This window comes from Streptomyces sp. NPDC050388 (genome assembly GCF_040655635.1).
GTDB lineage: Bacteria > Actinomycetota > Actinomycetes > Streptomycetales > Streptomycetaceae > Streptomyces.
The window spans coordinates 37,422-61,080 of sequence record NZ_JBFAKH010000018.1; the positions used below are offsets into that span (position 1 = coordinate 37,422).

A 23,659-nucleotide genomic window follows, 5' to 3' on the forward strand; every position below is an offset into this window, starting at 1 on the left:
GCACCACGCGTACCGCTGATGTCCGGCTAGTAGCCGAAGTTCTGGGTCCACCACGGGCCGCCCGACCCGAAGTGCACGCCCACGCCCAGCGTCTTGAAGTCGCAGTTCAGTATGTTCGCCTTGTGGCCGGGGCTGTCCATCCAGGCTTCCATCACGGCCGCGGCGGTCGCCTGGCCGCGGGCTATGTTCTCCCCGCCGAGGTCGGCTATCCCGGCCGCCTTCGCCCTGTCCCACGGGGTGTCGCCGTCGGGGTCGGTGTGGTCGAAGAAGCCGCGCTCGGCCATGTCCTGGCTGAACGCCGTGGCCAGGCCCGTCAGCGCGCTGTTCGCGGCGACCGGGCTGCAGCCCACCTTGGCCCGCTCCTGGTTGACCAGCTGGAGCACCTGGGCTCCGGCGGCGGCCTCCTCGGAGACGGTCACCGGGCTGCTCGGCGCCTGCTTCTCCGGCTCCGGAGTGGCCTTGCGAGGCGGCGTCGTCTCGGGCTTCTCGCTCGGCGTCACCGCCGGCTTCTGCTGCTCCGGAGCCTTCTCCGGTGCCTTCGTCTCCGGCGTCCTCGACTGCTCGGCCGAGGGGGCCGACGGCGAGGGCTTCGGCGAGGCGGAGCGCTCGGAGTCACGGCTGGCGGGGGTGCCGGCCTCCCGGCTCGGACTCTCGAGACTGCCCGAGGTGCCGCCCTGCTCGCCGGGTGTGTTGGTCGGGGTGCCCGCGGCTTCCACCGTCTCGCCGGGGGAGCTGTCGCCGCCGAGCTTGTAGTTCTCGAGGCCCGGCACCGCGCCCGTGGCCACCGCGACCGTGCCGAGGGCCACCGCGGCGGAGACCCCGAGCAGTCCGGTGCGCACCGGCGTCGCGGCCTTCTTCTTCCGGCGCCGCCCGCCCGAGCCGCCCGAGTGCCGGTCGCCGTCGCCGGGCGTGAAACCGTCGTCGGGGAAACCGCCCCGCGGGGCGTCCCCGGGCGGGAGGCCGTCGCTCGCGAAGACAGCCGTCTCGGCGGCGGCCGCGGAACGGTCGGGCCTGACCGGGAAGCCGCCCGGGTGGTCGTTCCCGTGGTCTGCCTGGAAGGAGGTTCCGGAGCGGTCGCCGTACGCGAAGCCGTTCTGCGCGAAGCCGCCGGCGGCGTGACCGTCGCCGGGGCCGTCCTCCGTCGCGAAGAGGTAGGCCTCGCTCCTCGCGGACGTCTCGGCGTACGCCTCCGGATTCAGGTAGGGGGCGATGCCCATCGTCGGGGCGTCCGCCGCGTGTGCGCTCAGCGGGTCGTGGCTCCCGTCGTACCGGCCGTCGTGCTGAGTGACCTCCGTAGCGGCGCGGCCCGTGGCGGCGCGGCCGGCGGCGGAGCGTCGGTGGCGTCCCATGCCCTGGCCTTCCTGGTCCTTGCGGTCGACCCGTCCTCGCGATCAACATGAAACTCACACGATCGTGTGAGTTTCATATGAGATTCGTTCGATCGGGACGGTACCGCATGGCACAAGGGGAGGGAGTGCCCCGAGTGACATTGTCCGGTTAGGTTGCAGTCATGAGCGAGGATGTGCGGCTGGTCGCCTGGGTGCGAGGACGGGTCCAAGGTGTGGGTTTCCGCTGGTTCACGCGGGCCAAGGCGCTGGAGATCGGCGGCCTGAGTGGCTTTGCTCTCAATTTGGGTGACGGACGGGTCCAAGTGGTCGCGGAGGGCTCCCGGGAGCGCTGCGAGCACCTGCTCGACTGGCTCCAGGACGGCGACACGCCCGGACATGTGGACGGAGTCACCGAGATATGGGACACACCTCGCGGCGGCTACGAGGGCTTCGCCATCCGCTGATCCCGCCATCCTCCCGGAGCCCCCGAGGTTCGGAGAGGGGGTCCCGGTCGGCCCGAAAGCGCGGAAAGTTCCTGGTGATTGCCAAGAACGCCCCTGTCGTGGGAAGCTCGCCCGCACATCCGATCCACCGCGCCCCGGGGGCCGGCACGAGCGGCGCCGCCACCGCCCGACAGCCGTGCACGCTCGGCCATCCGCCGATACGGGGCGTGATCGTGTTGACCGTCAAACTTTTTGGTGAGACGCTGAAAGCCCCGCGCACCTTAGCTGTTTGGCATGGCTGAACGGCAGCACAACTCCAGGTCTGCCAAGCACCGCGGGTGCTCATCCCTCACGACCCACACCGCACAGGTCGGTCACGCATTGTGGAGGACCATCCATCATGGCAAAGGCGCTTCTCGGTTACGTCGGCGGCTCCGACCCTCGACTCCTCGCCGAGATGCGACGGCTCCAGCGGCGCGTCCAGGACCTGGAATCCGAACTCGTACGGATCCAGGCGGAGAACGACGAGCTCGCAGCTGCCGCTTCTCGCGACAGGATCATGGAGAGCGTTGACGCACACCAGGCGGAGCCTGCGCTGACCTGATCGCTGCACCGCCCCACCCCGGCAAGGCAGCGGTCGGCTCACCCGTCACCACCGCCACGTTGTCAGAAGTGCAAGGGACGCCCCGGCGTCCCTTCTTTCCTGCCTCCGTACCCCCCAGGCGCCCCCTGCGCCGTCCGGTTTCCCCAGTTCCCCGGTTTCTTGACTCGCGCATCCTTTCACCGTCTTTAACGTTTGGTGTGCCCTGCGCGTTCACCCGTGAAACCGCCGGTTCATGGAGTGGGACATCCCGGGCGGGTAAAGTCCGGCCACGTGCACCTCAAGGCCCTGACCCTCCGAGGCTTCAAGTCGTTCGCCTCGGCGACCACGCTCCGGTTCGAACCGGGCATCACGTGCGTCGTCGGTCCGAACGGCTCGGGCAAGTCCAACGTCGTGGACGCGCTCAGCTGGGTCATGGGCGAGCAGGGCGCCAAGTCGCTGCGCGGCGGCAAGATGGAGGACGTCATCTTCGCCGGCACCACCGGCCGCCCGCCGCTCGGGCGAGCCGAGGTGTCGCTGACCATCGACAACGCCGACGGGGCCCTGCCCATCGAGTACGCCGAGGTCACCATCACGCGGATCATGTTCCGTAACGGCGGCAGCGAGTACCAGATCAACGGCGACACCTGCCGCCTCCTCGACATCCAGGAACTGCTCTCCGACTCCGGCATCGGCCGTGAGATGCACGTCATCGTCGGCCAGGGCCAACTGGACTCCGTGCTGCACGCCGACCCGATGGGCCGCCGCGCCTTCATCGAGGAGGCAGCCGGTGTCCTCAAACACCGCAAGCGCAAGGAGAAGGCGCTGCGCAAGCTGGACGCGATGCAGGCCAATCTCGCGCGCGTACAGGACCTCACCGACGAACTGCGCCGCCAGCTCAAGCCCCTCGGCCGCCAGGCCGCGGTCGCCAGAAGGGCCGCCGTCATCCAGGCAGACCTGCGCGACGTCCGCCTGCGTCTCCTCGCCGACGACCTCGTGCGGCTGCGCGACGCGGTCGCGGCGGAGATCGCCGACGAGGCCGCCCTCAAGGAGCGCAAGGACGCCGCCGAACAGGAACTGCGCAAGGCGCTCCAGCGGGAGGCGGCCCTCGAGGACGAGGTGCGCCGGCTCACTCCGCGCCTGCACAGCGCCCAGCAGACCTGGTACGAGCTCTCCCAGCTCGCCGAGCGGGTGCGCGGGACCATCTCGCTGGCCGAAGCGCGCGTGAAGAGCGCCACCTCCGAACCGCCTGAGGAGCGCCGCGGGCGCGACCCGGAGTCCCCCGAGAACATGGAGCGCGAGGCCGCCCGCATCCGCGAGCAGGAGGCCGAGCTGGAGGCCGCCCTCGAGGCCGCCGAACACGCCCTGGAGAACACGGTCGCCCACCGCACGGAGCTGGAACGTGACCTCGCCCTGGAGGAAAGGCGGCTGAAGGACGCCGCGCGCGCCCTCGCCGACCGGCGCGAGGGGCTCGCCCGGCTCACGGGCCAGGTGGGCGCGGCCCGTTCGCGTGCCGCGGCGGCCCAGGCCGAGATCGAGCGCCTGGCCGCGGCCCGCGACGAGGCTCAGCAACGGGCCGTCGCCGCCCAGGAGGAGTACGAGGCCCTGCAGGCCGAGGTCGACGGCCTCGACGCCGACGACGCGGAACTCGCCGGGCGTCACACGGAGGCCAAACAGCGGCTCGCCGAGGCCGAGGCCGCCCTCACCGCCGCCCGTGAGGCGGTCACCGCCGTCGAACGCGAGCGCGCCGCGATCCGGGCCCGCCACGAGGCCCTCGCTCTCGGCCTGCGCCGCAAGGACGGCACCGGCGCGCTGCTCGCGGCGCAGGACCGGCTGGCCGGGCTGCTCGGCCCCGCCGCCGAACTGCTCACCGTGACCCCGGGCCACGAGGTCGCCCTCGCCGCCGCCTTCGGGGCCGCCGCCGACGCCCTCGCCGTCACCGGCCCCGCCACCGCCGCCGACGCGATCCGCCTGCTGCGCAAACAGGAAGCGGGCCGCGCCACCCTGCTGCTCACCGGCGCCGTTGACGGCGGACCGCGGGAAGTGCCCGCCGACGCACCGCACGAGCCGCGCGCGGATGCTCCCGGCAGTCCCCCGTACGCCGTCGACCTGGTGCGCGGCCCTGCCGAACTCCTGCCCGCCGTAAGCCGGTTGCTGCACAGCATCGTTGTCGTCGGCACCCTGGAGGACGCCGAGGAACTGGTGTACGCGCGGCCCGAGCTGACCGCCGTGACCGCCGAGGGCGACCTGCTGGGCGCGCACTTCGCGCACGGCGGCTCGGCGGGAGCCCCGAGCCTGCTCGAGGTGCGGGCGTCCGTGGACGAGGCCGCCGCCGAGCTGGAAGAGCTCGGTGTGCGGTGCGAGGAACTGACCCTGGCACAGCACACGGCGGCCGAGGAACGCGGCCGGTGCGCGGCCCTCGTCGAGGAACTGGGGGAGCGGCGCCGGGCCGCCGACCGGGAGAAGTCCTCCGTCGCCCAGCAGTTGGGCCGGCTCGCCGGGCAGGCACGTGGTGCGGCCGGGGAGGCCGAGCGCTCCGCCGCCGCGGCCGCCAGGGCGCAGGAAGCCCTCGACAAGGCGCTCACCGATGTGGAGGAACTCGCCGAACGGCTCGCCGTCGCCGAGGAGAGCGCCCCTTTCGGGGAGGGAGAGGAGCCCGACTCCTCCGTGCGCGACCGGCTCGCCGCCGACGGGGCCAACGCCCGCCAGACCGAGATGGAGGCCCGGCTCCAGGTGCGTACGCACGAGGAACGGGTCAAGGGGCTCGCCGGGCGGGCCGACTCCCTCGACCGGGCCGCCCGAGCGGAACGCGAGGCACGCGCGCGTGCCGAGCAGCGGCGGGCCCGGCTGCGGCACGAGGCAACCGTCGCCGAGGCCGTCGCGGGCGGTGCCCGTCAGTTGCTCGCGCACATCGAGGTGTCCCTCGCGCGCGCCGGGGAGGAGCGCACCGCCGCCGAGGCCGCGAAGACCCGCAGCGAACAGGAGCTCGCCCGGGCACGCACCGAGGGACGCGATCTCAAGGCGGAACTCGACAAGTTGACGGATTCAGTTCACCGGGGCGAGGTACTCGGCGCCGAGAAGCGGCTGCGGATGGAGCAGTTGGAGACCAAGGCGCTGGAGGAACTGGGTGTCGAACCGGCCGGACTGGTGGCGGAGTACGGACCGCACCAACTGGTGCCGCCCTCGCCCCCCGCCGACGGGGAGGACCTCCCGGACGACCCCGAGCACCCGCGCAACACGCCCCGCCCCTTCGTGCGGGCGGAGCAGGAGAAGCGGATGAAGGCCGCCGAGCGGGCCTACCAGCAGCTCGGCAAGGTGAACCCGCTCGCGCTGGAGGAGTTCGCGGCTCTGGAGGAACGCCATCAGTTCCTCGGCGAGCAACTGGAGGACCTGAAGAAGACCCGTGCGGATCTGCTCCAGGTCGTCAAGGAGGTCGACGAGCGCGTCGAGCAGGTCTTCAGCGAGGCCTACCGGGACACGGCCCGGGAGTTCGAGGGCGTCTTCTCCCGGCTGTTCCCGGGCGGCGAGGGGCGGCTGGTGCTGACCGACCCCGACCACATGCTCACCACGGGCGTGGACGTCGAGGCGCGTCCGCCGGGCAAGAAGGTCAAGCGGCTGTCGCTGCTCTCGGGCGGTGAGCGGTCACTGACCGCCGTGGCGCTGCTGGTGTCGATCTTCAAGGCGCGGCCGAGTCCGTTCTACGTCATGGACGAGGTCGAGGCCGCCCTCGACGACACCAACCTCCAGCGGCTGATCCGCATCATGCAGGAGCTGCAGGAGGCCTCGCAGCTGATCGTGATCACCCACCAGAAGCGCACGATGGAGGTCGCCGACGCGCTCTACGGCGTCTCCATGCAGGGCGACGGTGTCTCCAAGGTCATCAGCCAGCGCCTCCGCCAGGTAAGCGCAGCCTGCATGCATCCATGATCACCCATCCCGCGTCTCGTACGCTTGGCTTCGACTCTTGAATCCAGCTTCGCGAGATCTTCGGGTATCCGTTCCATAACCCCCTATTGACTTCAAAACTTGAACGCATAGTCTTCGCCATGTTGCTTTCACCTTCAGGTACCTTCAGGTGGACCTCGAAGGGCTGACCCCCACCCGGCGATGTTGCCGGTGGCCCGAGGAGTTACACGTGACCAGCTCAGCGCAGGCACAGAAGTCAGGAGCCGGGACGGCTCAACCCGAGCATCTCGGGCACGTCATCTTCATCACGGCGGCAGCTGCCATGGGCGGCTTCCTCTTCGGCTACGACAGCTCCGTGATCAACGGCGCCGTCGAGGCCATCCGGGACCGCTACGACATCGGCTCGGCCGCGCTCGCCCAGGTCATCGCCGTCGCGCTGATCGGCTGCGCCCTCGGTGCCGCGACCGCCGGCCGCATAGCCGACCGCATCGGCCGCATCCGGGTCATGCAGATCGCCGCGCTCCTGTTCACCGTCAGCGCCATCGGTTCCGCCGTCCCCTTCTCCCTCTACGACCTCGCCTTCTGGCGGATCGTCGGCGGCGTCGCCATCGGCATGGCCTCGGTGATCGGCCCGGCCTACATCGCCGAGGTCGCCCCGCCCGCCTACCGCGGCCGGCTCGGCTCCTTCCAGCAGGCCGCGATCGTCGTCGGCATCGCCGTGTCGCAGCTGGTCAACTGGGGCATCCTGAACGCCGCCGGCGGCGATCAGCGCGGCACGCTGCTGGGTCTGGAGGCATGGCAGCTGATGCTCGGCGTCATGGTCGTCCCGGCCGTGCTGTACGGACTGCTCTCCTTCGCCATCCCCGAGTCCCCCCGCTACCTGATCTCCGTCGGCAAGCACGAGCGCGCCCGGAAGATCCTCGAAGAGGTCGAGGGCAAGAACGTCGACCTGGACGCCCGCGTCAGCGAGATCGAGACGGCGATGCACAGCGAGGAGAAGTCCCGCTTCAAGGACCTGCTCGGCGGCAGCTTCTTCTTCAAGCCGATCGTCTGGATCGGTATCGGCCTGTCGGTCTTCCAGCAGTTCGTCGGCATCAACGTCGCGTTCTACTACTCGGCGACGCTGTGGCAGTCGGTCGGCGTCAACCCGGCGGACTCGTTCTTCTACTCCTTCACCACGTCGATCATCAACATCGTCGGCACCGTCATCGCGATGATCTTCGTCGACCGCATCGGCCGCAGGCCGCTCGCGATCATCGGCTCCGTCGGCATGGTGATCGGCCTCGCACTGGAGGCCTGGGCGTTCTCCTTCGACCTCGTCGACGGCAAGCTGCCCGCCACCCAGGGCTGGGTCGCGCTGGTCGCCGCCCACATGTTCGTCCTCTTCTTCGCCCTGTCGTGGGGTGTGGTCGTCTGGGTCATGCTCGGCGAGATGTTCCCGAACCGGATCCGCGCCGCCGCGCTGGGCGTGGCCGCCGCCGCGCAGTGGATCGCCAACTGGGCCATCACCGCGAGCTTCCCGTCGCTGGCCGAGTGGAACCTGTCGACCACCTACGTGATCTACACGTTCTTCGCGGCGCTCTCCATCCCGTTCGTCCTGAAGTTCGTCAAGGAGACGAAGGGCAAGGCCCTGGAGGAGATGGGCTGACCGCGCCCGCGGGACCGGACGGTCCACGGACCCGTCCCGCACAAGCCCGAGGAGAGGGGTTCAAGTCCCCGCTGCCCCTCTCCTCGTACCCTGCCGCCCCGCTCCGGACACCGTCCGGGCCGGGGCGGCGGTGTGTCCGTGCCGTGTGCCGCACGTCCTGCCCCGTGCGTCGTCGGCCGCCGGCCACCAGGTCGCCGGCCCGGGACGGCACGGGCCGTTCCACGGGGGCCGACCTCGGCTCGACCGGGCCGCCCATGGCTGATACTGGACCCGTTATGGACATCGTCATCCTTGCTGTAGTCATCGCCGTGGTCGTGTTCGGTGTGCTCGGCGGGCTCATCGTCGGCAGCCGCCGCAAGAAGCAGCCGCCCCCGCCGCCGCCCGCCGCGCCCGACATCACCGCCCCTCCGGCCGAGCCGCACGTCGGCGACGAGGCCGAGACGCCGCGGGAGGAACCGCGGCGCACCATCGAGGAGGTTGATCTTCCGGACGGCTCCGCCCCGGTCGTCGTCGAGGAGCCGCCCGCCGAGGCTCCCGCGATCGAGATCCCGGAGCCCACCGCCGGCCGGCTCGTCCGGCTGCGAACCCGTCTCTCCCGTTCACAGAACGCCCTGGGCAAGGGCCTGCTCATCCTGCTCTCCCGCGAGCACCTCGACGAGGACACCTGGGAGGAGGTCGAGGACACCCTGCTCACCGCCGATGTCGGCGTGCAGCCCACCCAGGAACTGGTCGAGCGGCTGCGCGAGCGCGTGAAGGTGCTCGGCACCCGCACCCCCGCCGAACTGCGCGGGCTGCTCCGCGAGGAGCTGATCACCCTGGTCGATCCCACGATGGACCGCACCGTGCGCACCGAGACCGGGACCGGTGGTCCGGGCGTCGTGATGGTCGTGGGGGTCAACGGCACGGGCAAGACCACCACCACCGGCAAGCTCGCCCGGGTCCTGGTAGCTGACGGCAACACCGTCGTCCTCGGCGCCGCCGACACGTTCCGCGCCGCCGCCGCCGACCAGCTCCAGACCTGGGGCGAGCGCGTCGGTGCCCACACCGTGCGCGGTCCGGAGGGCGGCGACCCGGCCTCCGTCGCGTTCGACGCGGTCAAGGAGGGCAAGGAGATGAGCGCGGGCGTCGTGCTCATCGACACCGCCGGCCGACTGCACACCAAGACGGGCCTGATGGACGAGCTCGGCAAGGTCAAGCGGGTCGTGGAGAAGCAGGCCCCGCTGGACGAGGTGCTGCTCGTGCTCGACGCCACCACCGGTCAGAACGGTCTGGTCCAGGCCCGGGTCTTCGCCGAGGTTGTCGACATCACCGGCATCGTGCTCACCAAGCTGGACGGCACGGCCAAGGGCGGCATCGTGATCGCCGTCCAGCGCGAACTGGGCGTCCCGGTCAAGCTGATCGGTCTCGGTGAGGGCGCGGACGACCTGGCACCGTTCGAGCCCGACGCGTTCGTGGACGCGCTCATCGGGGAGTGACCCCGGGGCGACCCGCCGGACGGCACCCGCACCGATGCGAAGAAGCGCCCGCTTCCGGAAACCCGGAAACGGGCGCTTCGCCGTGCTGCCCCGTGTACGGCTCCGGGGCCGACGCCCGCGGCCTTCGGGGCCTGTGCCTACGCCTGCGACCGGTGTACGACGTACGCCAGCGTGCCCAGGACCAGACGGGCCTCGGGCGGGCGGGGAGCCGAATCGAGGGCGGGAGGGCGCAGCCAGCGCACCGGACCGAGGCCGCCCCGGTCCGAGGCCGGTGCCGTGATGTGCGTACCGGGACCGAGGCCGCGCAGGTCGAGGGCGGCCGGGTCGTCCCAGCCCATGCGGTAGAGCAGTTCGGGGAGCGCGGCGGCGGCGCCGGGGGCGACGAAGAACTGGGCCCGGCCGTCCGGGGTGGCGGCGACCGGGCCGACGGGCAGGCCCATGCGCTCCAACCGGGCCAGGGCGCGGCACCCGGCGGGTTCGGCCACCTCGATCACGTCGAACGCCCGCCCGACCGGCAGCATCATCGCCGCGCCCGGGTACCCGGCCCAGATCTCCGTCACGTCGTCCAGCGGAGCCCCGGCGGGGATCTCCGGGGCGAGGTCCAGCGGATGCGCCCCCGGTGCCCGGCATCCCGCCCGGCCGCAGGAGCAGACGCCGGCCGCGGCGCGGGCACCCGGCACCACGTCCCAGCCCCACAGCCCGGTGTACTCCGCCACTCCGGTGCCGTCCGGCGCGCGGCCCCGACGGCGTGGGCCGGACCGGATGTCGCGGATGCCCCGGCTGATGCCGATCGTGAAGCCCATGCCCCCTCCAACGGGTCCGACGCACCGGCGGTTACGCAGCGGGCGCGACACGTGACTCTCTGTCTTCGACTTCCCCGTACCGATCGGCTCATTCGGCGCCCGGAGGCGCCCGAGGTGGTGCACAGGGCGGCTTGCGCCCCCGAGCGCCTCGCCGCATCCACTGTGGCTGCCCTGTGTCAAGTGAATCGTGAGTCGGCCACCGTGAGTTCATTCGATGGGGTGGCGAATGGTGGCGATTACCGGTTCGCCATGGCTGGACGGGTGATCGTAGCGCTACGTTGTGTGCACGGTTTCTTGGGGCACATGCACGCACGGGTATGCCGGAGGCAACTCGGCTTTCCGTTCGGTGGGTGGCATCCGTCGGACGGCGGCCCCGGCAACCGGCATTCTGATAGGGCTCGGCGCACTCAGCGGCGAGTGGTTCCAGGGATGGGGGCGTTCCAGTGAGCGGCAACGGCGGTGGCGGGACGAGCGCTGCGGGTACGGAGAAGCGTCCGAACGAGCTGCTCGCCTCGTGGTTCATCCGCAGCGGCTGGTCCAAGGGTGAACTCGCCCGCCAGGTCAACCGCAGAGCCCGCCAACTGGGCGCCAACCACATCTCCACCGACACCTCGCGCGTGCGCCGCTGGCTGGACGGCGAGAACCCGCGCGAGCCCATCCCGCGCATCCTGTCCGAGCTGTTCTCCGAACGCTTCGGCGTCGTCGTGTCCGTCGAGGACCTGGGCCTGCGCGCCACCCGGCCCGCGCCCTCCGCGACCGGCGTCGACCTGCCCTGGACGGGCCCGCAGACCGTGGCCCTGCTCAGCGAGTTCTCGCGCAGCGACCTCATGCTCGCGCGACGCGGCTTCCTCGGGAGCTCGCTGGCCCTCTCCGCGGGCCCGTCCCTCATCGAGCCCATGCAGCGCTGGCTCGTCCCCGCGCCGTCCGCCGCCCAGTCCCGCCCGGAGTCCGAGCCCGCCGTCCTGGGGCACACCCGCGGCCGGCTGTCCCAGCCGGAGCTGGACCTGCTGGAGGCCACCACCGTGATGTTCCGGCAATGGGACGCCCAGTGCGGCGGCGGCCTGCGCCGCAAGGCGGTCGTCGGCCAGCTGCACGAGGTGACGGACCTGCTCCAGGAACCCCAGCCCGACCCGATCCGGCGGCGGCTGTTCAAGGTCGCCGCCGAGCTCGCCGAACTGGCCGGCTGGATGTCGTACGACGTGGGGCTCCAGCCCACCGCGCAGAAGTACCTCGTGCTCGCCCTGCACGCGGCCAAGGAGGCGGGGGACCGGCCACTGGGTTCGTACATCCTGTCGAACCTGAGTCGTCAGATGATCCACCTCGGCCGGCCCGAGGACGCCCTGGAACTCATCCATCTCGCGCAGTACGGCAGCCGTGACTGCGCGAGCCCGCGCACCCAGTCGATGCTGTACGCGATGGAGGCCCGCGCCTACGCCAACATGGGCCAGCCCGGCCGGTGCAAGCGCGCGGTCAGGATGGCCGAGGACACCTTCGCCGAGGTCGGCGAGTGGGACGAACCGGATCCCGACTGGATCCGCTTCTTCTCCGAGGCCGAGCTGTACGGCGAGAACTCCCACTCCTTCCGCGACCTCGCCTACGTCGCAGGCCGCAGTCCCACGTACGCCTCCCTCGCCGAGCCGCTGATGGAGCGGGCCGTGGAGCTGTTCGCCCAGGAGCGCGCCGACTACCAGCGGTCGTACGCGCTCAACCTGATCGGCATGGCCACCGTGCATCTCCTCCAGCGTGAGCCCGAGATGGGCGCGGTCCTCGCCACCGAGGCCATCAGGACGGCCAAGAAGGTCCGCTCCGAGCGGGTCAACACACGTATCCGAAAGACGGTCGACACAGCCGTCCGTGACTTCGGCGACCTCGCCGAGGTCGTCGACCTCACCGAGCGGCTCGCCACCGAGTTGCCGGAGACCGCCGAAGCGGTCTGACTCCCGAAGCGGCCCGATCCCCGAAGCTCGACAGGAACCCCCGAAGGACCGCAGGAACCTCCGGGAAAACCCCAGGCACCGGCCGCGGCCGGCCCTCCCGAACTGCCCGACTCGGCTCCCCCGTGCCAGGTCATCGGAAGGCCCGCCGCGGCCGGTTTTCTGCGCCCGAGCCGACGCCGCTTTCGCGGACCTGGTGCTCGCCGTCGTGGGTGCTCCGTCGACGGCCGCGGTGGCACGGGCAGAGGCCGCGCGGATCCGGCAGTTCATCGACGCGTAACACACCAAGTGCCTTCGTCACGGCGGCGAAACAGCGAGGGGCTCCCACCGAAACGGCGCTGCGCGAATCTCTTGGCGCAGAACCGGCCCACCCCTCACGACCCGCTCGGGTTCCGCCCGCACGGGGCCGTACCGACGACGAGGAGATGCCGATGGCAGCGGCCATCACCCTTGCCGCGGAGACGCCCACGCTCTCTGCCGCCAACACAGGGTTCATGCTCATCTGTTCCGCCCTGGTGATGCTCATGACCCCGGGCCTGGCCTTCTTCTACGGAGGCATGGTCCGCGTCAAGAGCACCCTGAACATGCTGATGATGAGCTTCATCAGCCTGGGAATCGTCACCGTCCTGTGGGTGCTGTACGGCTTCTCCCTGGCGTTCGGCACCGACTCCGGCGGCCTGGTCGGATGGAACTCCCACTGGGCCGGGCTCGGCGACATCGGCCTGACCGAGCTGTGGGACGGCCACACCATCCCCGTCTTCGTCTTCCTGGTCTTCCAGCTGATGTTCGCCGTCCTCACCCCCGCCCTGATCAGCGGCGCGCTCGCGGACCGCGTGAAGTTCACCGCGTGGGCGCTGTTCATCGCCCTGTGGGCCACCGTCGTCTACTTCCCGGTCGCCCACTGGGTCTGGGGCGCCGGCGGCTGGGCCTTCGAGCTGGGCGTCATCGACTTCGCCGGCGGGACAGCCGTCCACATCAACGCCGGTGCCGCCGCGCTCGGCGTGATCCTGGTGATCGGCAAGCGGGTCGGCTTCAAGAAGGACCCGATGCGCCCGCACAGCCTGCCGCTGGTCATGCTCGGCGCCGCGCTGCTGTGGTTCGGCTGGTTCGGCTTCAACGCCGGCTCCTGGCTCGGCAACGACGACGGCGTCGGCGCGCTGATGTTCGTCAACACCCAGGTCGCCACCGCCGCCGCCGTACTCGGCTGGCTCGCCTACGAGAAGATCCGGCACGGCGCGTTCACCACGCTGGGCGCCGCCTCCGGCGCGGTCTCGGGCCTGGTCGCCATCACACCGGCCGGCGGCGCGGTCTCCCCGCTCGGCGCGATCGCCGTCGGCGCCGTCGCCGGTGTGCTGTGCGCCATGGCCGTCGGCCTGAAGTACCGGTTCGGCTACGACGACTCCCTGGACGTCGTCGGCGTCCACCTGGTCGGCGGCATCATCGGCTCCCTGCTCGTCGGCTTCTTCGCCAGCGGCAAGGGCCAGTCGGACGTCCGGGGACTCTTCTACGGCGGCGGCCTCGACCAGTTCTGGAAGCAGTGCGCCGGAGTCTTCGGCGTCCTCGCCTACTCCCTGGTCGTCTCCGCGGTCCTCGCCTTCCTCCTGGACCGGACGATCGGCATGCGCGTCTCCGAGGACGACGAGGTGGCCGGCATCGACCGGGCCGAGCACGCCGAGACCGCGTACGACTTCAGCGGCGTCGGCGGCGGTGCCGCCCGCGACGCCGCCCAGGCGCCCCTCGCCCCGGCCGAGAGGAAGAAGGTGGACGTATGAAACTCATCACCGCCGTCGTCAAGCCGCACCGGCTCGACGAGATCAAGGAGGCCCTGCAGACCTTCGGGGTGCACGGCCTGACCGTTACCGAGGCCAGCGGGTACGGCCGCCAACGCGGCCACACCGAGGTCTACCGCGGTGCCGAGTACACCGTCGACCTGGTGCCCAAGATCCGCATCGAGGTGCTGGTGGAGGACGAGGACGCCGAACAGCTCATCGACGTGATCGTCAAGGCGGCCCGCACCGGCAAGATCGGCGACGGCAAGGTCTGGTCGATTCCGGTCGGGACCGCCGTACGGGTCCGCACCGGTGAACGCGGCCCGGACGCGCTCTGAGCCGGGCGAACGGAACAGGAGCCACCGGATGACGGGGACGGGCAGGCACGACGAGACGAAGGGCTCGGGGCCCGGCGGCTACACGGCGGCCCGGCTGCACCTCCTCACCGAGGAGGCGCGGCCCGGGCCGCCGCGCCGCGCCGCCCTCGCGAACCTCACGGACGGCTGGCTCGCCGGGCTCTTCGCGGCGGGTGCCGAGGGGGTGCGCGGGGTGTCCCTGGTCGCCGTGGGCGGCTACGGGCGCGCGGAGCTGTCCCCGCGCAGCGACCTCGACCTGCTCCTGCTGCACGAGGGTGGCGACCCCGAGGCGGTCGCCACCCTCGCCGACCGCCTCTGGTACCCCGTCTGGGACCTGGGCCTCGCCCTCGACCACTCCGTCCGCACCCCGGCCGAGGCGCGCAGGACCGCGGGCGAGGACCTGAAGGTCCAGCTCGGTCTGCTGGACGCCCGGCACATCGCCGGAGACCTCGGTCTCACCGCCGCACTGCGCACGGCGGTGCTCGCCGACTGGCGCGACCAGGCACCGAAGCGGCTCCCCGAACTCCAGGAGCTGTGCGCCGAACGGGCCGAACGCCGGGGCGAGCTCCAGCACCTCCTCGAACCCGACCTCAAGGAGGCCCACGGCGGGCTCCGCGACGCCACCGCCCTGCGCGCCGTCGCCGCCTCCTGGCTCGCCGACGCCCCGCGCGAAGGCCTGGCCGACGCCCGCCGCCGACTCCTCGACGTACGGGACGCACTGCACCTGGCCACCGGGCGCGCCACCGAGCGGCTCGCGCTCCAGGAGCAGGACCGGGTCGCGGCCGAGCTGGGCATGCTCGACGCGGACGTGCTGCTGCGGCAGGTCTACGAGGCGGCCCGCGTCATCGCCTACGCCGGTGACGTCACCTGGCGCGAAGTGGGACGAGTCCTGCGCTCCCGCGCGGTGCGGCCCAGAGCGCGCGCCATGTTGGGCGGTGGGAAACCGACCCCCGAGCGCTCTCCGCTGGCCGAAGGGGTGGTGGAGCAGGACGGCGAAGTGGTGCTCGCCCGCGCCGCGCGCCCCGAACGCGACCCCGTGCTCCCACTGCGCGCCGCGGCTACCGCCGCCCAGGCCGGGCTCCCGCTCTCCCTGCACGCCGTACGGCGCATGGCGGCCACCGCGCGCCCCCTGCCCACGCCGTGGCCCGCAGAGGCGCGGGAACAGCTGGTGACCCTGCTGGGCTCCGGCCGGCCCACGGTCCAGGTCTGGGCGGCGCTGGAGGCGGAGGGCCTGGTCAACAGCCTGTTTCCGGACTGGGAGCGGATCCGCTGCCGCCCCCAGCGCAACGCCGTGCACCTGTGGACCGTGGACCGGCATCTCATCGAGACCGCCGTTCGCGCCTCCGAGTTCACCCGGCGCGTGCACCGGCCCGACCTGCTGCTGGTCGCCGCGCTGCTGCACGACATCGGCAAGGGCCTGCCCGGTGACCACTCGGTGGCCGGCGAGGTCATCGCCAGGGGCGTGGCCGCCCGCATCGGCTTCGACCGGCACGACGTCACGGTGATCGCCGCCCTCGTACGCCACCACCTTCTGCTCGTCGAGACCGCCACCCGGCGCGACCTGGACGACCCGGCCACCGTGCGCCCGGTCGCCGACGCAGTCGGCGATCGGGGCACCCTCGAACTGCTGCACGCGCTCACCGAGGCGGACGCCCTCGCCACCGGACCGGCCGCCTGGTCGTCGTGGCGCGCCTCGCTCGTCGCCGACCTGGTCGAACGGGTCGCCGCCGTGCTGTCCGGGAACCTCCCGGCGGGCCCCGAGGGAACCGCGCCCACCGCGGAACAGGAACGCCTCGCCATCGAGGCGGTCGCCACGGGCGCGCCGGTGCTGTCCCTGCGGGCCCGGACCGAACCGCTCACCGAGCCCTCCGGCGACCCCGAGCCGCTGGGCGTGGAACTGCGCGTCGCCGTACCCGACCAGGAGGGCGTGCTGCCCGCGGTGGCCGGGGTGCTCGCCCTGCACCGGCTGACCGTGCGGACCGCGGAGCTGCGGGCGCTGGACCTCCCGGCCGGCGTCGGCGGCTCCGTGCTGCTGCTGGACTGGCGGGTCGCCGCCGAATACGGCTCCCTGCCCCGGACCACCCGGCTCCGCACCGACCTCGTACGGGCCCTGGACGGCGGCCTCGACATCGCGGGCCGGCTCGCCGAACGGGACGCCGCGTACCCGAGGCGGCGGGGCGTGGGCGCGCCCCCACCGCGCGTGACGGTCGCCCCGGCCGCGTCCCGGCACGCCACGGTGATCGAGGTCCGGGCGCAGGACGCACCGGGGCTGTTGTTCCGCATCGGGCGGGCGCTGGAGGACGCGGGGGTGCGGGTGCGCAGCGCGCATGTCGGCACGCTGGGTGCGAACGCCGTGGACGCCTTCTACGTGACCGGCTCCGGGGGCACGCCCCTGCCCGCCGAGGAGGCGGTGGCGGTGGCCCGGAAGCTGGAGGAGGCGTTGCGGGCGTGACCTTCTGATCAGGCCATGCGTTCACCTGGTGTGCTTGCGCCGACGCGGGGATGGTCCGGTGGGCAGCATCTCCGAGCTGCTGGGGATTCTCTGCTCCCCGCCGATGCGGGGACTTCGTCCCTGACCGCTCTCTGCAGCGGGCAGGGACGATTTGCTTGCCGGGCCGGATACCCTGGAGGGCAGCCCAGTTCCGCCCCCGACCCCGAGGACCGACGCCGCCGTGTTCGATACTCTCTCCGACCGCCTCAGCGCGACCTTCAAAAACCTCCGCGGAAAAGGCCGGCTGAGCGAAGCGGACATCGACGCCACGGCGCGTGAGATCCGCATCGCTCTGCTGGAAGCGGACGTGGCCCTCCCCGTCGTCCGGGCATTCATCAAGAATGTCAAGGACAGGGCTCTGGGCGCCGAGGTCTCCAAGGCGCTCAACCCGGCGCAGCAGATCATCAAGATCGTCAATGACGAACTGATCACCATCCTCGGCGGCGAGACCCGCCGGCTGCGCTTCGCCAAGCAGCCGCCGACCGTGATCATGCTGGCCGGTCTGCAGGGTGCCGGTAAGACCACGCTCGCGGGCAAGCTCGGCAAGTGGCTCAAGGACCAGGGGCACTCCCCGGTGCTGGTCGCCGCCGACCTCCAGCGCCCGAACGCGGTCAACCAGCTCAGCGTCGTCGCCGAGCGCGCGGGCGTCGCCGTCTACGCGCCCGAGCCGGGCAACGGCGTGGGCGACCCGGTGAAGGTCGCCAAGGACTCCATCGAGTTCGCGCGGACCAAGGTCCACGACATCGTGATCGTGGACACCGCCGGCCGCCTGGGCATCGACCAGGAGATGATGCAGCAGGCCGCGGACATCCGCGACGCCGTCCGGCCCGACGAGATCCTTTTCGTCGTCGACGCCATGATCGGTCAGGACGCGGTCAACACCGCCGAGGCCTTCCGCGACGGCGTCGGCTTCGACGGCGTGGTGCTCTCCAAGCTCGACGGTGACGCCCGCGGTGGTGCGGCGCTGTCGATCCGTCAGGTCACCGGCAAGCCGATCATGTTCGCGTCGAACGGTGAGAAGCTCGACGACTTCGACGCCTTCCACCCGGACCGGATGGCCTCCCGCATCCTCGACATGGGTGACCTGCTCACCCTGATCGAGCAGGCGGAGAAGACCTTCAGCCAGGAAGAGGCCGCTCAGATGGCCTCCAAGCTGGCGTCCAAGAAGGGCCAGGACTTCACCCTGGACGACTTCCTGGCCCAGATGGAGCAGGTCAGGAAAATGGGCTCGATCTCCAAGCTGCTCGGCATGCTGCCCGGGATGGGGCAGATCAAGGACCAGATCAACAACCTCGACGAGCGGGACGTCGACCGCACCGCCGCGATCATCAAGTCGATGACCCCGGCCGAGCGCCAGGACGCGACCATCATCAACGGCTCCCGCCGCGCCCGTATCGCCAAGGGCGCCGGTGTCGAGGTCAGTGCCGTGAAGTCCCTGGTGGAGCGGTTCTTCGAGGCCCGCAAGATGATGTCCCGCATGGCCCAGGGCGGTGGCATGCCGGGGATGCCCGGGATGCCGGGCATGGGCGGCGGCCCCGGCCGGCAGAAGAAGAAGCAGAAGCAGGCCAAGGGCAAGCAGCGCTCCGGCAACCCGATGAAGCGCAAGCAGCAGGAGCAGGAGGAGGCCGCGCGCCGCGCGGCGGCCGCGGAGGGCGGCAACGCCTTCGGGCTGCCGCAGCAGGGCGGCCAGGACTTCGAGCTGCCCGACGAGTTCAAGAAGTTCATGGGCTGAGAAGTCCGGGACTGACGGCCCCGTCCGTACGGCACGGGGCCCACCCCTTTTCCAAGGGGCCCACGGGTTTTCCAAGGGGCCCACGGGGGCCAGGGGGTGCCCCGTGACGGCGTCAGGGTGTCCGTGCGATCAGGTACCGGAACACGTTCGGCATCCACACGGTGCCGTCCTGCCGCTGGTACGGGTGCAGCGCCTCGGCCAGTTCCTTGTTCACCTGCGCCTGGTCCGTCGCGGCGATCGCCGGGTCGAACAGTCCCGTCGAGAGCAGTCCCCGTACGGCGCTGTCCACGTCGGCGTAGCCGAAGGGGCAGGCCACCCTTCCCGAGCCGTCCGGCCGGAGGCCCGCGCGCCGAGCGACCTCCTCCAGATCGTCGCGGTGCGCGGGGCGCCAGTCGCCCGTGCCGCGCACCGGTTCCGCCAGCCTGGTGGCCACCCGGAGCACGGACGCCGTAGCGCAGCGTTCCGGCGGGCCCCAGCCGGTGAGCACCACGGCCGCTCCGCGTCCGGTGAGGGGCGTCGCCTCGGCGAGCAGTCCCCCCAGTTCTTCCGCGTCGCCCGCGAGGCATCCGATCGGTTCGAAGGCGGTCACCACGGTGTACCCGGCGGTGTCCGTTCGGGCCGCCCCGGGCGAGCCGTCCACGATCCGGGTGTCCGCACGCCCCCGCGCGCGTGGGCCCCGCCCGGGGGGCAGCAACCGCTCGCGTGCGTGGGCCAGTCGGGCGGACGAGGTGTCGACACCGGTGACCGCGGCGCCCCGGGAGGCCGCCATCAGCAAGGCGAGCCCCGAACCGCAGCCGAGGCCGAGCAGCCGTGTCGCGGGCCCCACGTCCAGTCGCTCGTAGACGGCCTCGTAGAGCGGTACGAGCATCCTCTCCTGTATCTCGGACCAGTCACGCGCGCGTGCCCGCCGGTCCACGCGAGGGCCGTGCCCCGTAGGACCGTGCTCCGTACCAGGAAGGTGCTGCCCCACGAGCGTAGGTGTCATAGGTAAGCGCCCCAATCAGCCGAGAGTTGCCGCCGTGCCCGATCACTTGACCCCCGTGCAGTGCGCTCGCACTCCCCCGTATGCCAGGAAACTCCGCCCGCGACCCGGCGTCCAGTGGAACGGGGCGGCGGGTTGGGAGTCGCTCGTGCCAGTGGCAAGAATTCACATTCCGGCAATCGCGGGACGATGAGCCGGTTCCGGCCAAGGTCCGCAAACCCCTGATCGAGGTCGTGTCCGGTCGTGTCCGGTCGCGTCCCCTCATAAGGGCCGGGCCGGTGCCGGGTGCCGTCGGCGGACCCGGTAACGTCGCGGTCGTGGCATTCGCCCACAGGGCCGGGGCGCTCCGTCGCGAGAGAGCGGCCGAAACGCCTCTTGCGTACCCGTGGATCGCAGACGTACCGGCGCACGGGCCCCGCGTACGCGCCGGGCCGGGGGAGGGTGTACGTCAGCCTACGCACCACCTTGAGGTGAGCTGCGAGGCTTCTCCGCAGATCAGCGCACCCGCCCGTCGTCGGAACGCATGAGCGGGTACTGACGGGTAAGGGCAAATTATTTGGGATGCCCCGGAATCGGAACACAGAGGCACCCCGGCTCGTTGTCATTACGTGAGCACGACACAGACACCACCTGTACTCGCCGCAGAACTGGCGCAGGCGTGGGCCGACATTCAGCGGTACCACCCCGAGCTGCCCGATCTTGCCGCGCCCGAGTCTCTGATCGGGGAGTCGTCGTCCGCGTGCGGTCACGAACTCTCCTTCGAGCGACTGCTGCATGAGGCAGTCCACGGCGTCGCCGCCGCGCGCGGCGTACGCGACACCTCCCGCGCCGGCCGCTACCACAACCGCCGATTCCTCGCGATCGCCGAGGAACTGGGCCTGGACCATCCCGACGAACCGCATCCCAGCAGCGGCTTCTCGCTGGTCGCACTCACCCCGGAGGCGAAGCGCCGCTACCGCCCGACGACCGAGCGTCTCCAGCGCGCCCTGAAGGCGCATTCCGCCGCGACCGCGGGTGACACCGCCCGCAGCTTCCGAGGTCCGGCGGCACGGCACGGTTCGTCCGGCGGTGGTGTGCGCGTCAAGGCCGTCTGTGACTGCGGTCGCAATGTGCGCGTCGTCCCGTCGGTGCTGGCCCAGGCCCCCATCGTCTGCGGCGGCTGCGGCAAGCCGTTCAGGATCCCTGAGACGGTGGCCTCGGCGGCGAGCTGACCGCGACCCGGCATCTCGTGGGTGCCGGACGCGTCGGGACGGGCCCCGGAGGCGTGCGGGGCCCGTCCCGCATGCCGCTCCGGGGCCGGTCGTGCCGCAGGGCGGACCCGCTCGGCGCGGTGGCACCACCGCGCCGGGCGGGTCCGAGCCCTGCCCGCGTGCGGGCCCGCGGTCCCGAGTGCCCCGCGGTGTGTGGCACAATGACTAGCTGTACTCGACAGCCGCACAGGAACCCTCTCGCCTCCGGCTGACGCGTCCATCGGGCAATCGGGTACCGCAACCCCACGCGGCCGTCCCGCCGTGCCCAACCACGTCAAATCCAGGAGAACTCACTCCCGTGGCAGTCAAGATCAAGCTGAAGCGTCTGGGCAAGATCCGTTCGCCTCACTACCGCATCATCGTCGCCGACTCCCGCACCCGCCGTGACGGCCGGGCCATCGAGGAGATCGGCAAGTACCACCCGACGTACAACCCGTCGGTGATCGAGGTCGACGGTGAGCGCGTGGCGTACTGGCTCGGTGTCGGCGCCCAGCCGACCGAGCCCGTGCTCGCCATCCTCAAGAAGACCGGCGACTGGCAGAAGTTCAAGGGCGAGCCCGCCCCGGCCCCGCTGCTGCAGCAGGCCGAGAAGGCCGCGCGCCCGTCGTTCGACGCGCTCGGCGGCGAGGACGAGGGCAAGGGTGAGGCGATCACCCAGAAGAAGAAGACCGAGAAGAAGGACGAGGCCGCTGCTGAGTCCTCCTCGTCTGCGTCGACCGAGGCCTGAGCATGCTCGAGGAGGCTCTCGAGCACCTCGTGAAGGGCATCGTCGACAATCCTGACGATGTGCGGGTCGCCTCGCGCGACCTGCGCCGCGGGCGGGTGCTCGAGGTCCGGGTCCACCCGGACGACCTCGGCAAGGTGATCGGCCGCAACGGCCGCACCGCACGCGCTCTGCGGACCGTCGTGGGCGCCATCGGCGGCCGCGGTGTCCGTGTCGACCTCGTCGACGTGGACCACGTCCGCTGACGCTCAGCGCAACCGGCTCGGGCCGGGGAGGGCCTCAGGGCCGTCCCCGGCCCGTCGTCGTACGACAGGAGATCAAGCACAGTGCAGCTGGTAGTCGCTCGCATCGGCCGTGCCCACGGCATCAAGGGCGAGGTCACCGTGGAGGTCCGCACCGATGAGCCGGAGCTGAGGCTCGGGCCCGGCGCCGTCCTGGCCACCGATCCCGCCACCGCCGGTCCGCTCACCATCGAGACCGGCCGGGTGCACAGTGGCCGCCTCCTGCTGCGTTTCGAGGGCGTCCGCGACCGCACCGGCGCCGAGGCGCTGCGCAACACCCTGCTCATCGCCGAGGTCGATCCGAACGAGCGGCCCGAGGACGAGGACGAGTACTACGACCACCAGCTGATCGACCTGGACGTCGTCACCGAGGACGGGCAGCACGTCGGCCGGATCACCGAGATCTCCCACCTGCCGACGCAGGACCTGTTCGTGGTGGAACGCCCCGACGGCAGCGAGGTGTTCGTGCCGTTCGTGGAGCAGATCGTCACCGGGATCGATCTCGAGGAGCAGCGCGCGGTCATCGACCCGCCGCCGGGCCTGATCGACGACCGGGGCGCCGACGACGAAGTCGCTGACGGACGCGGTGCTTCCTCGCGGGACGAGGCATGATGCGGCTCGACGTCGTCACCATCTTCCCCGAGTACCTCGAACCGCTGAACGTCTCCCTCGTGGGCAAGGCACGCGCGCGTGGACAACTGAACGTCCAGGTGCACGACCTCCGTTCGTGGACCCACGACCGGCACAACACCGTCGACGACACCCCGTACGGCGGCGGCCCCGGCATGGTCATGAAGACCGAACCGTGGGGTGAGGCACTCGACGAGGTCCTGGCGGACGGCTACGAGACCGGCTCGCACGCGCCCGTCCTGGTCGTCCCCACCCCCAGCGGCCGCCCCTTCACCCAGGAGCTCGCCGTCCGGCTCTCCGAGTGTCCCTGGCTGATCTTCGCCCCGGCCCGTTACGAGGGCATCGACCGGCGCGTCGTCGACGAGTACGCGACCCGTATGCCCGTCCACGAGGTGTCCATCGGCGACTACGTGCTGGCCGGCGGCGAGGCGGCCGTCCTCGTGGTCACCGAGGCTGTGGCCCGGCTGCTGCCCGGCGTCCTGGGCAACGCCGAGTCCCACCGGGACGACTCCTTCGCCCCGGGCGCGATGGCGAGCCTCCTGGAAGGGCCCGTCCACACCAAGCCGCCCGTCTGGCGGGACCGGGGGATTCCCGAGGTGCTGCTCAGCGGGCACCACGGGAAGATCGCCCGCTGGCGGCGCGACGAGGCGCTCAAGCGCACCACCGCGAACCGGCCCGACCTCATCGAACGCTGTGAGCCGGGGGCCTTCGACAAGAAGGACCGCGAGATGCTCTCCATCCTGGGCTGGGAACCGGACCCGGAGGGGGAGCCGCACGGACGATTTTGGCGCAGGACCGGCGGCGTGGAAGAATAGGCCGCTGTTGTGCACCGTCCGGCGTGCGCCCCTGCCGCAGGGGGACACGACGCCCGCCTCGAAGCGCACACCCTGGATCCGAATCCCTAGTTGCCGTTGATGACCTGCGGCATCAGCGAAGAAAGCAGACGAAATGTCTCACCTGCTCGACTCCGTCGACTCCGCGTCGCTGCGCAGCGACATCCCGGCCTTCCGTCCCGGTGACACCGTCAACGTCCACGTGCGCGTCATCGAGGGCAACCGCACTCGTGTGCAGCAGTTCAAGGGCGTGGTGATCCGCCGCCAGGGTGCCGGCGTGCGCGAGACCTTCACGGTCCGCAAGGTCTCCTTCTCCGTCGGCGTCGAGCGCACCTTCCCGGTGCACACCCCGATCGTGGAGAAGATCGAGCTCGTCACCAAGGGTGACGTCCGTCGCGCCAAGCTGTACTACCTGCGTGACCTGCGCGGCAAGGCGGCGAAGATCAAGGAGAAGCGCGAGAACTGAGCGCTTTTCCGAGGTGAGCCCGAGGCCG

The 23,659-nt window shown here is 71.4% G+C and carries 19 protein-coding genes; 16 read left to right on the forward strand and 3 right to left on the reverse strand.

Annotated elements, in window-relative coordinates:
* Nucleotides 1-26: 26 nt before the first annotated feature.
* Nucleotides 27-1,349 (reverse strand): CAP domain-containing protein, encoded by a 1,323-nt coding sequence (locus tag AB0I73_RS13030; protein ID WP_363036662.1) that lies wholly within the window; start codon nucleotides 1,347-1,349, stop codon nucleotides 27-29.
* 161 nt (nucleotides 1,350-1,510) lie between these two features.
* Here AB0I73_RS13030 and AB0I73_RS13035 point away from each other — a divergent pair, with 161 nt between their 5' ends.
* From AB0I73_RS13035 to ftsY, 5 genes are all read left to right on the forward strand, one after another.
* Nucleotides 1,511-1,792 (forward strand): acylphosphatase, encoded by a 282-nt coding sequence (locus AB0I73_RS13035; RefSeq protein ID WP_363036664.1) that lies wholly within the window; start codon nucleotides 1,511-1,513, stop codon nucleotides 1,790-1,792.
* Between the two features lie 379 nt (nucleotides 1,793-2,171).
* Nucleotides 2,172-2,375 carry a hypothetical protein gene (locus AB0I73_RS13040; RefSeq protein ID WP_363036666.1) on the forward strand — a complete coding sequence of 68 codons (204 nt, stop codon included), beginning with the start codon at nucleotides 2,172-2,174 and terminating at the stop codon, nucleotides 2,373-2,375.
* Between the two features lie 270 nt (nucleotides 2,376-2,645).
* Nucleotides 2,646-6,278: a chromosome segregation protein SMC gene (gene smc, locus AB0I73_RS13045; protein ID WP_363036668.1), complete on the forward strand. Its 3,633-nt coding sequence runs from the start codon at nucleotides 2,646-2,648 to the stop codon at nucleotides 6,276-6,278.
* 208 nt (nucleotides 6,279-6,486) lie between these two features.
* Complete coding sequence (locus AB0I73_RS13050; protein WP_363036670.1) at nucleotides 6,487-7,905, forward strand: sugar porter family MFS transporter; 1,419 nt, start codon at nucleotides 6,487-6,489, stop codon at nucleotides 7,903-7,905.
* Nucleotides 7,906-8,180: 275 nt separating this feature from the next.
* Nucleotides 8,181-9,380: a signal recognition particle-docking protein FtsY gene (ftsY, locus tag AB0I73_RS13055; RefSeq protein ID WP_363036672.1), complete on the forward strand. Its 1,200-nt coding sequence runs from the start codon at nucleotides 8,181-8,183 to the stop codon at nucleotides 9,378-9,380.
* Nucleotides 9,381-9,517: 137 nt separating this feature from the next.
* Here ftsY and AB0I73_RS13060 read toward each other — a convergent pair whose 3' ends face one another.
* Entirely contained in the window at nucleotides 9,518-10,183 is a 666-nt protein-coding gene (locus tag AB0I73_RS13060; protein ID WP_363036674.1) for a bifunctional DNA primase/polymerase, read from the reverse strand.
* Nucleotides 10,184-10,626: 443 nt separating this feature from the next.
* Between AB0I73_RS13060 and AB0I73_RS13065 the strand changes: the two genes are divergently transcribed.
* The 5 genes from AB0I73_RS13065 (at nucleotide 10,627) to ffh (ending at nucleotide 18,465) form a co-directional block, all read left to right on the forward strand.
* Complete coding sequence (locus AB0I73_RS13065) at nucleotides 10,627-12,120, forward strand: hypothetical protein (RefSeq protein WP_363036676.1); 1,494 nt, start codon at nucleotides 10,627-10,629, stop codon at nucleotides 12,118-12,120.
* A 428-nt stretch (nucleotides 12,121-12,548) separates the two neighbouring features.
* Entirely contained in the window at nucleotides 12,549-13,889 is a 1,341-nt protein-coding gene (locus AB0I73_RS13070; protein ID WP_363036678.1) for an ammonium transporter, read from the forward strand.
* Complete coding sequence (locus AB0I73_RS13075; protein WP_363036680.1) at nucleotides 13,886-14,224, forward strand: P-II family nitrogen regulator; 339 nt, start codon at nucleotides 13,886-13,888, stop codon at nucleotides 14,222-14,224. The genes AB0I73_RS13070 and AB0I73_RS13075 overlap by 4 nt, the downstream gene beginning before the upstream one ends.
* A gap of 28 nt (nucleotides 14,225-14,252) precedes the next feature.
* Nucleotides 14,253-16,694: a [protein-PII] uridylyltransferase gene (locus AB0I73_RS13080; RefSeq protein ID WP_363036682.1), complete on the forward strand. Its 2,442-nt coding sequence runs from the start codon at nucleotides 14,253-14,255 to the stop codon at nucleotides 16,692-16,694.
* A 220-nt stretch (nucleotides 16,695-16,914) separates the two neighbouring features.
* Nucleotides 16,915-18,465, forward strand: coding sequence for a signal recognition particle protein (ffh, locus tag AB0I73_RS13085; RefSeq protein WP_363036684.1), 1,551 nt, complete (start codon nucleotides 16,915-16,917; stop codon nucleotides 18,463-18,465).
* A gap of 112 nt (nucleotides 18,466-18,577) precedes the next feature.
* Here ffh and AB0I73_RS13090 read toward each other — a convergent pair whose 3' ends face one another.
* A complete protein-coding gene (locus AB0I73_RS13090; RefSeq protein WP_363036686.1) occupies nucleotides 18,578-19,450 on the reverse strand; it encodes a methyltransferase domain-containing protein in 873 nt (290 codons plus the stop codon).
* A gap of 605 nt (nucleotides 19,451-20,055) precedes the next feature.
* On the opposite strand from AB0I73_RS13090, the gene AB0I73_RS13095 reads away from it, so the two are divergent.
* The 6 genes from AB0I73_RS13095 (at nucleotide 20,056) to rplS (ending at nucleotide 23,631) form a co-directional block, all read left to right on the forward strand.
* On the forward strand, nucleotides 20,056-20,658 hold the full coding sequence (locus AB0I73_RS13095) for a hypothetical protein (RefSeq protein ID WP_109381756.1): 603 nt from the start codon (nucleotides 20,056-20,058) through the stop codon (nucleotides 20,656-20,658).
* A gap of 337 nt (nucleotides 20,659-20,995) precedes the next feature.
* Nucleotides 20,996-21,424 (forward strand): 30S ribosomal protein S16, encoded by a 429-nt coding sequence (rpsP, locus tag AB0I73_RS13100; RefSeq protein WP_109381757.1) that lies wholly within the window; start codon nucleotides 20,996-20,998, stop codon nucleotides 21,422-21,424.
* A gap of 2 nt (nucleotides 21,425-21,426) precedes the next feature.
* Nucleotides 21,427-21,666, forward strand: a complete 240-nt coding sequence (locus AB0I73_RS13105; protein ID WP_109381758.1) for an RNA-binding protein — start codon at nucleotides 21,427-21,429, stop codon at nucleotides 21,664-21,666.
* 81 nt (nucleotides 21,667-21,747) lie between these two features.
* Complete coding sequence (gene rimM, locus AB0I73_RS13110; protein ID WP_363036689.1) at nucleotides 21,748-22,314, forward strand: ribosome maturation factor RimM; 567 nt, start codon at nucleotides 21,748-21,750, stop codon at nucleotides 22,312-22,314.
* Entirely contained in the window at nucleotides 22,314-23,147 is an 834-nt protein-coding gene (trmD, locus tag AB0I73_RS13115; RefSeq protein ID WP_363036778.1) for a tRNA (guanosine(37)-N1)-methyltransferase TrmD, read from the forward strand. Before rimM ends, trmD begins: the two co-directional genes overlap by 1 nt.
* Nucleotides 23,148-23,280: 133 nt before the next feature.
* Nucleotides 23,281-23,631, forward strand: a complete 351-nt coding sequence (gene rplS, locus AB0I73_RS13120; RefSeq protein WP_363036691.1) for a 50S ribosomal protein L19 — start codon at nucleotides 23,281-23,283, stop codon at nucleotides 23,629-23,631.
* Nucleotides 23,632-23,659: the final 28 nt, after the last annotated feature.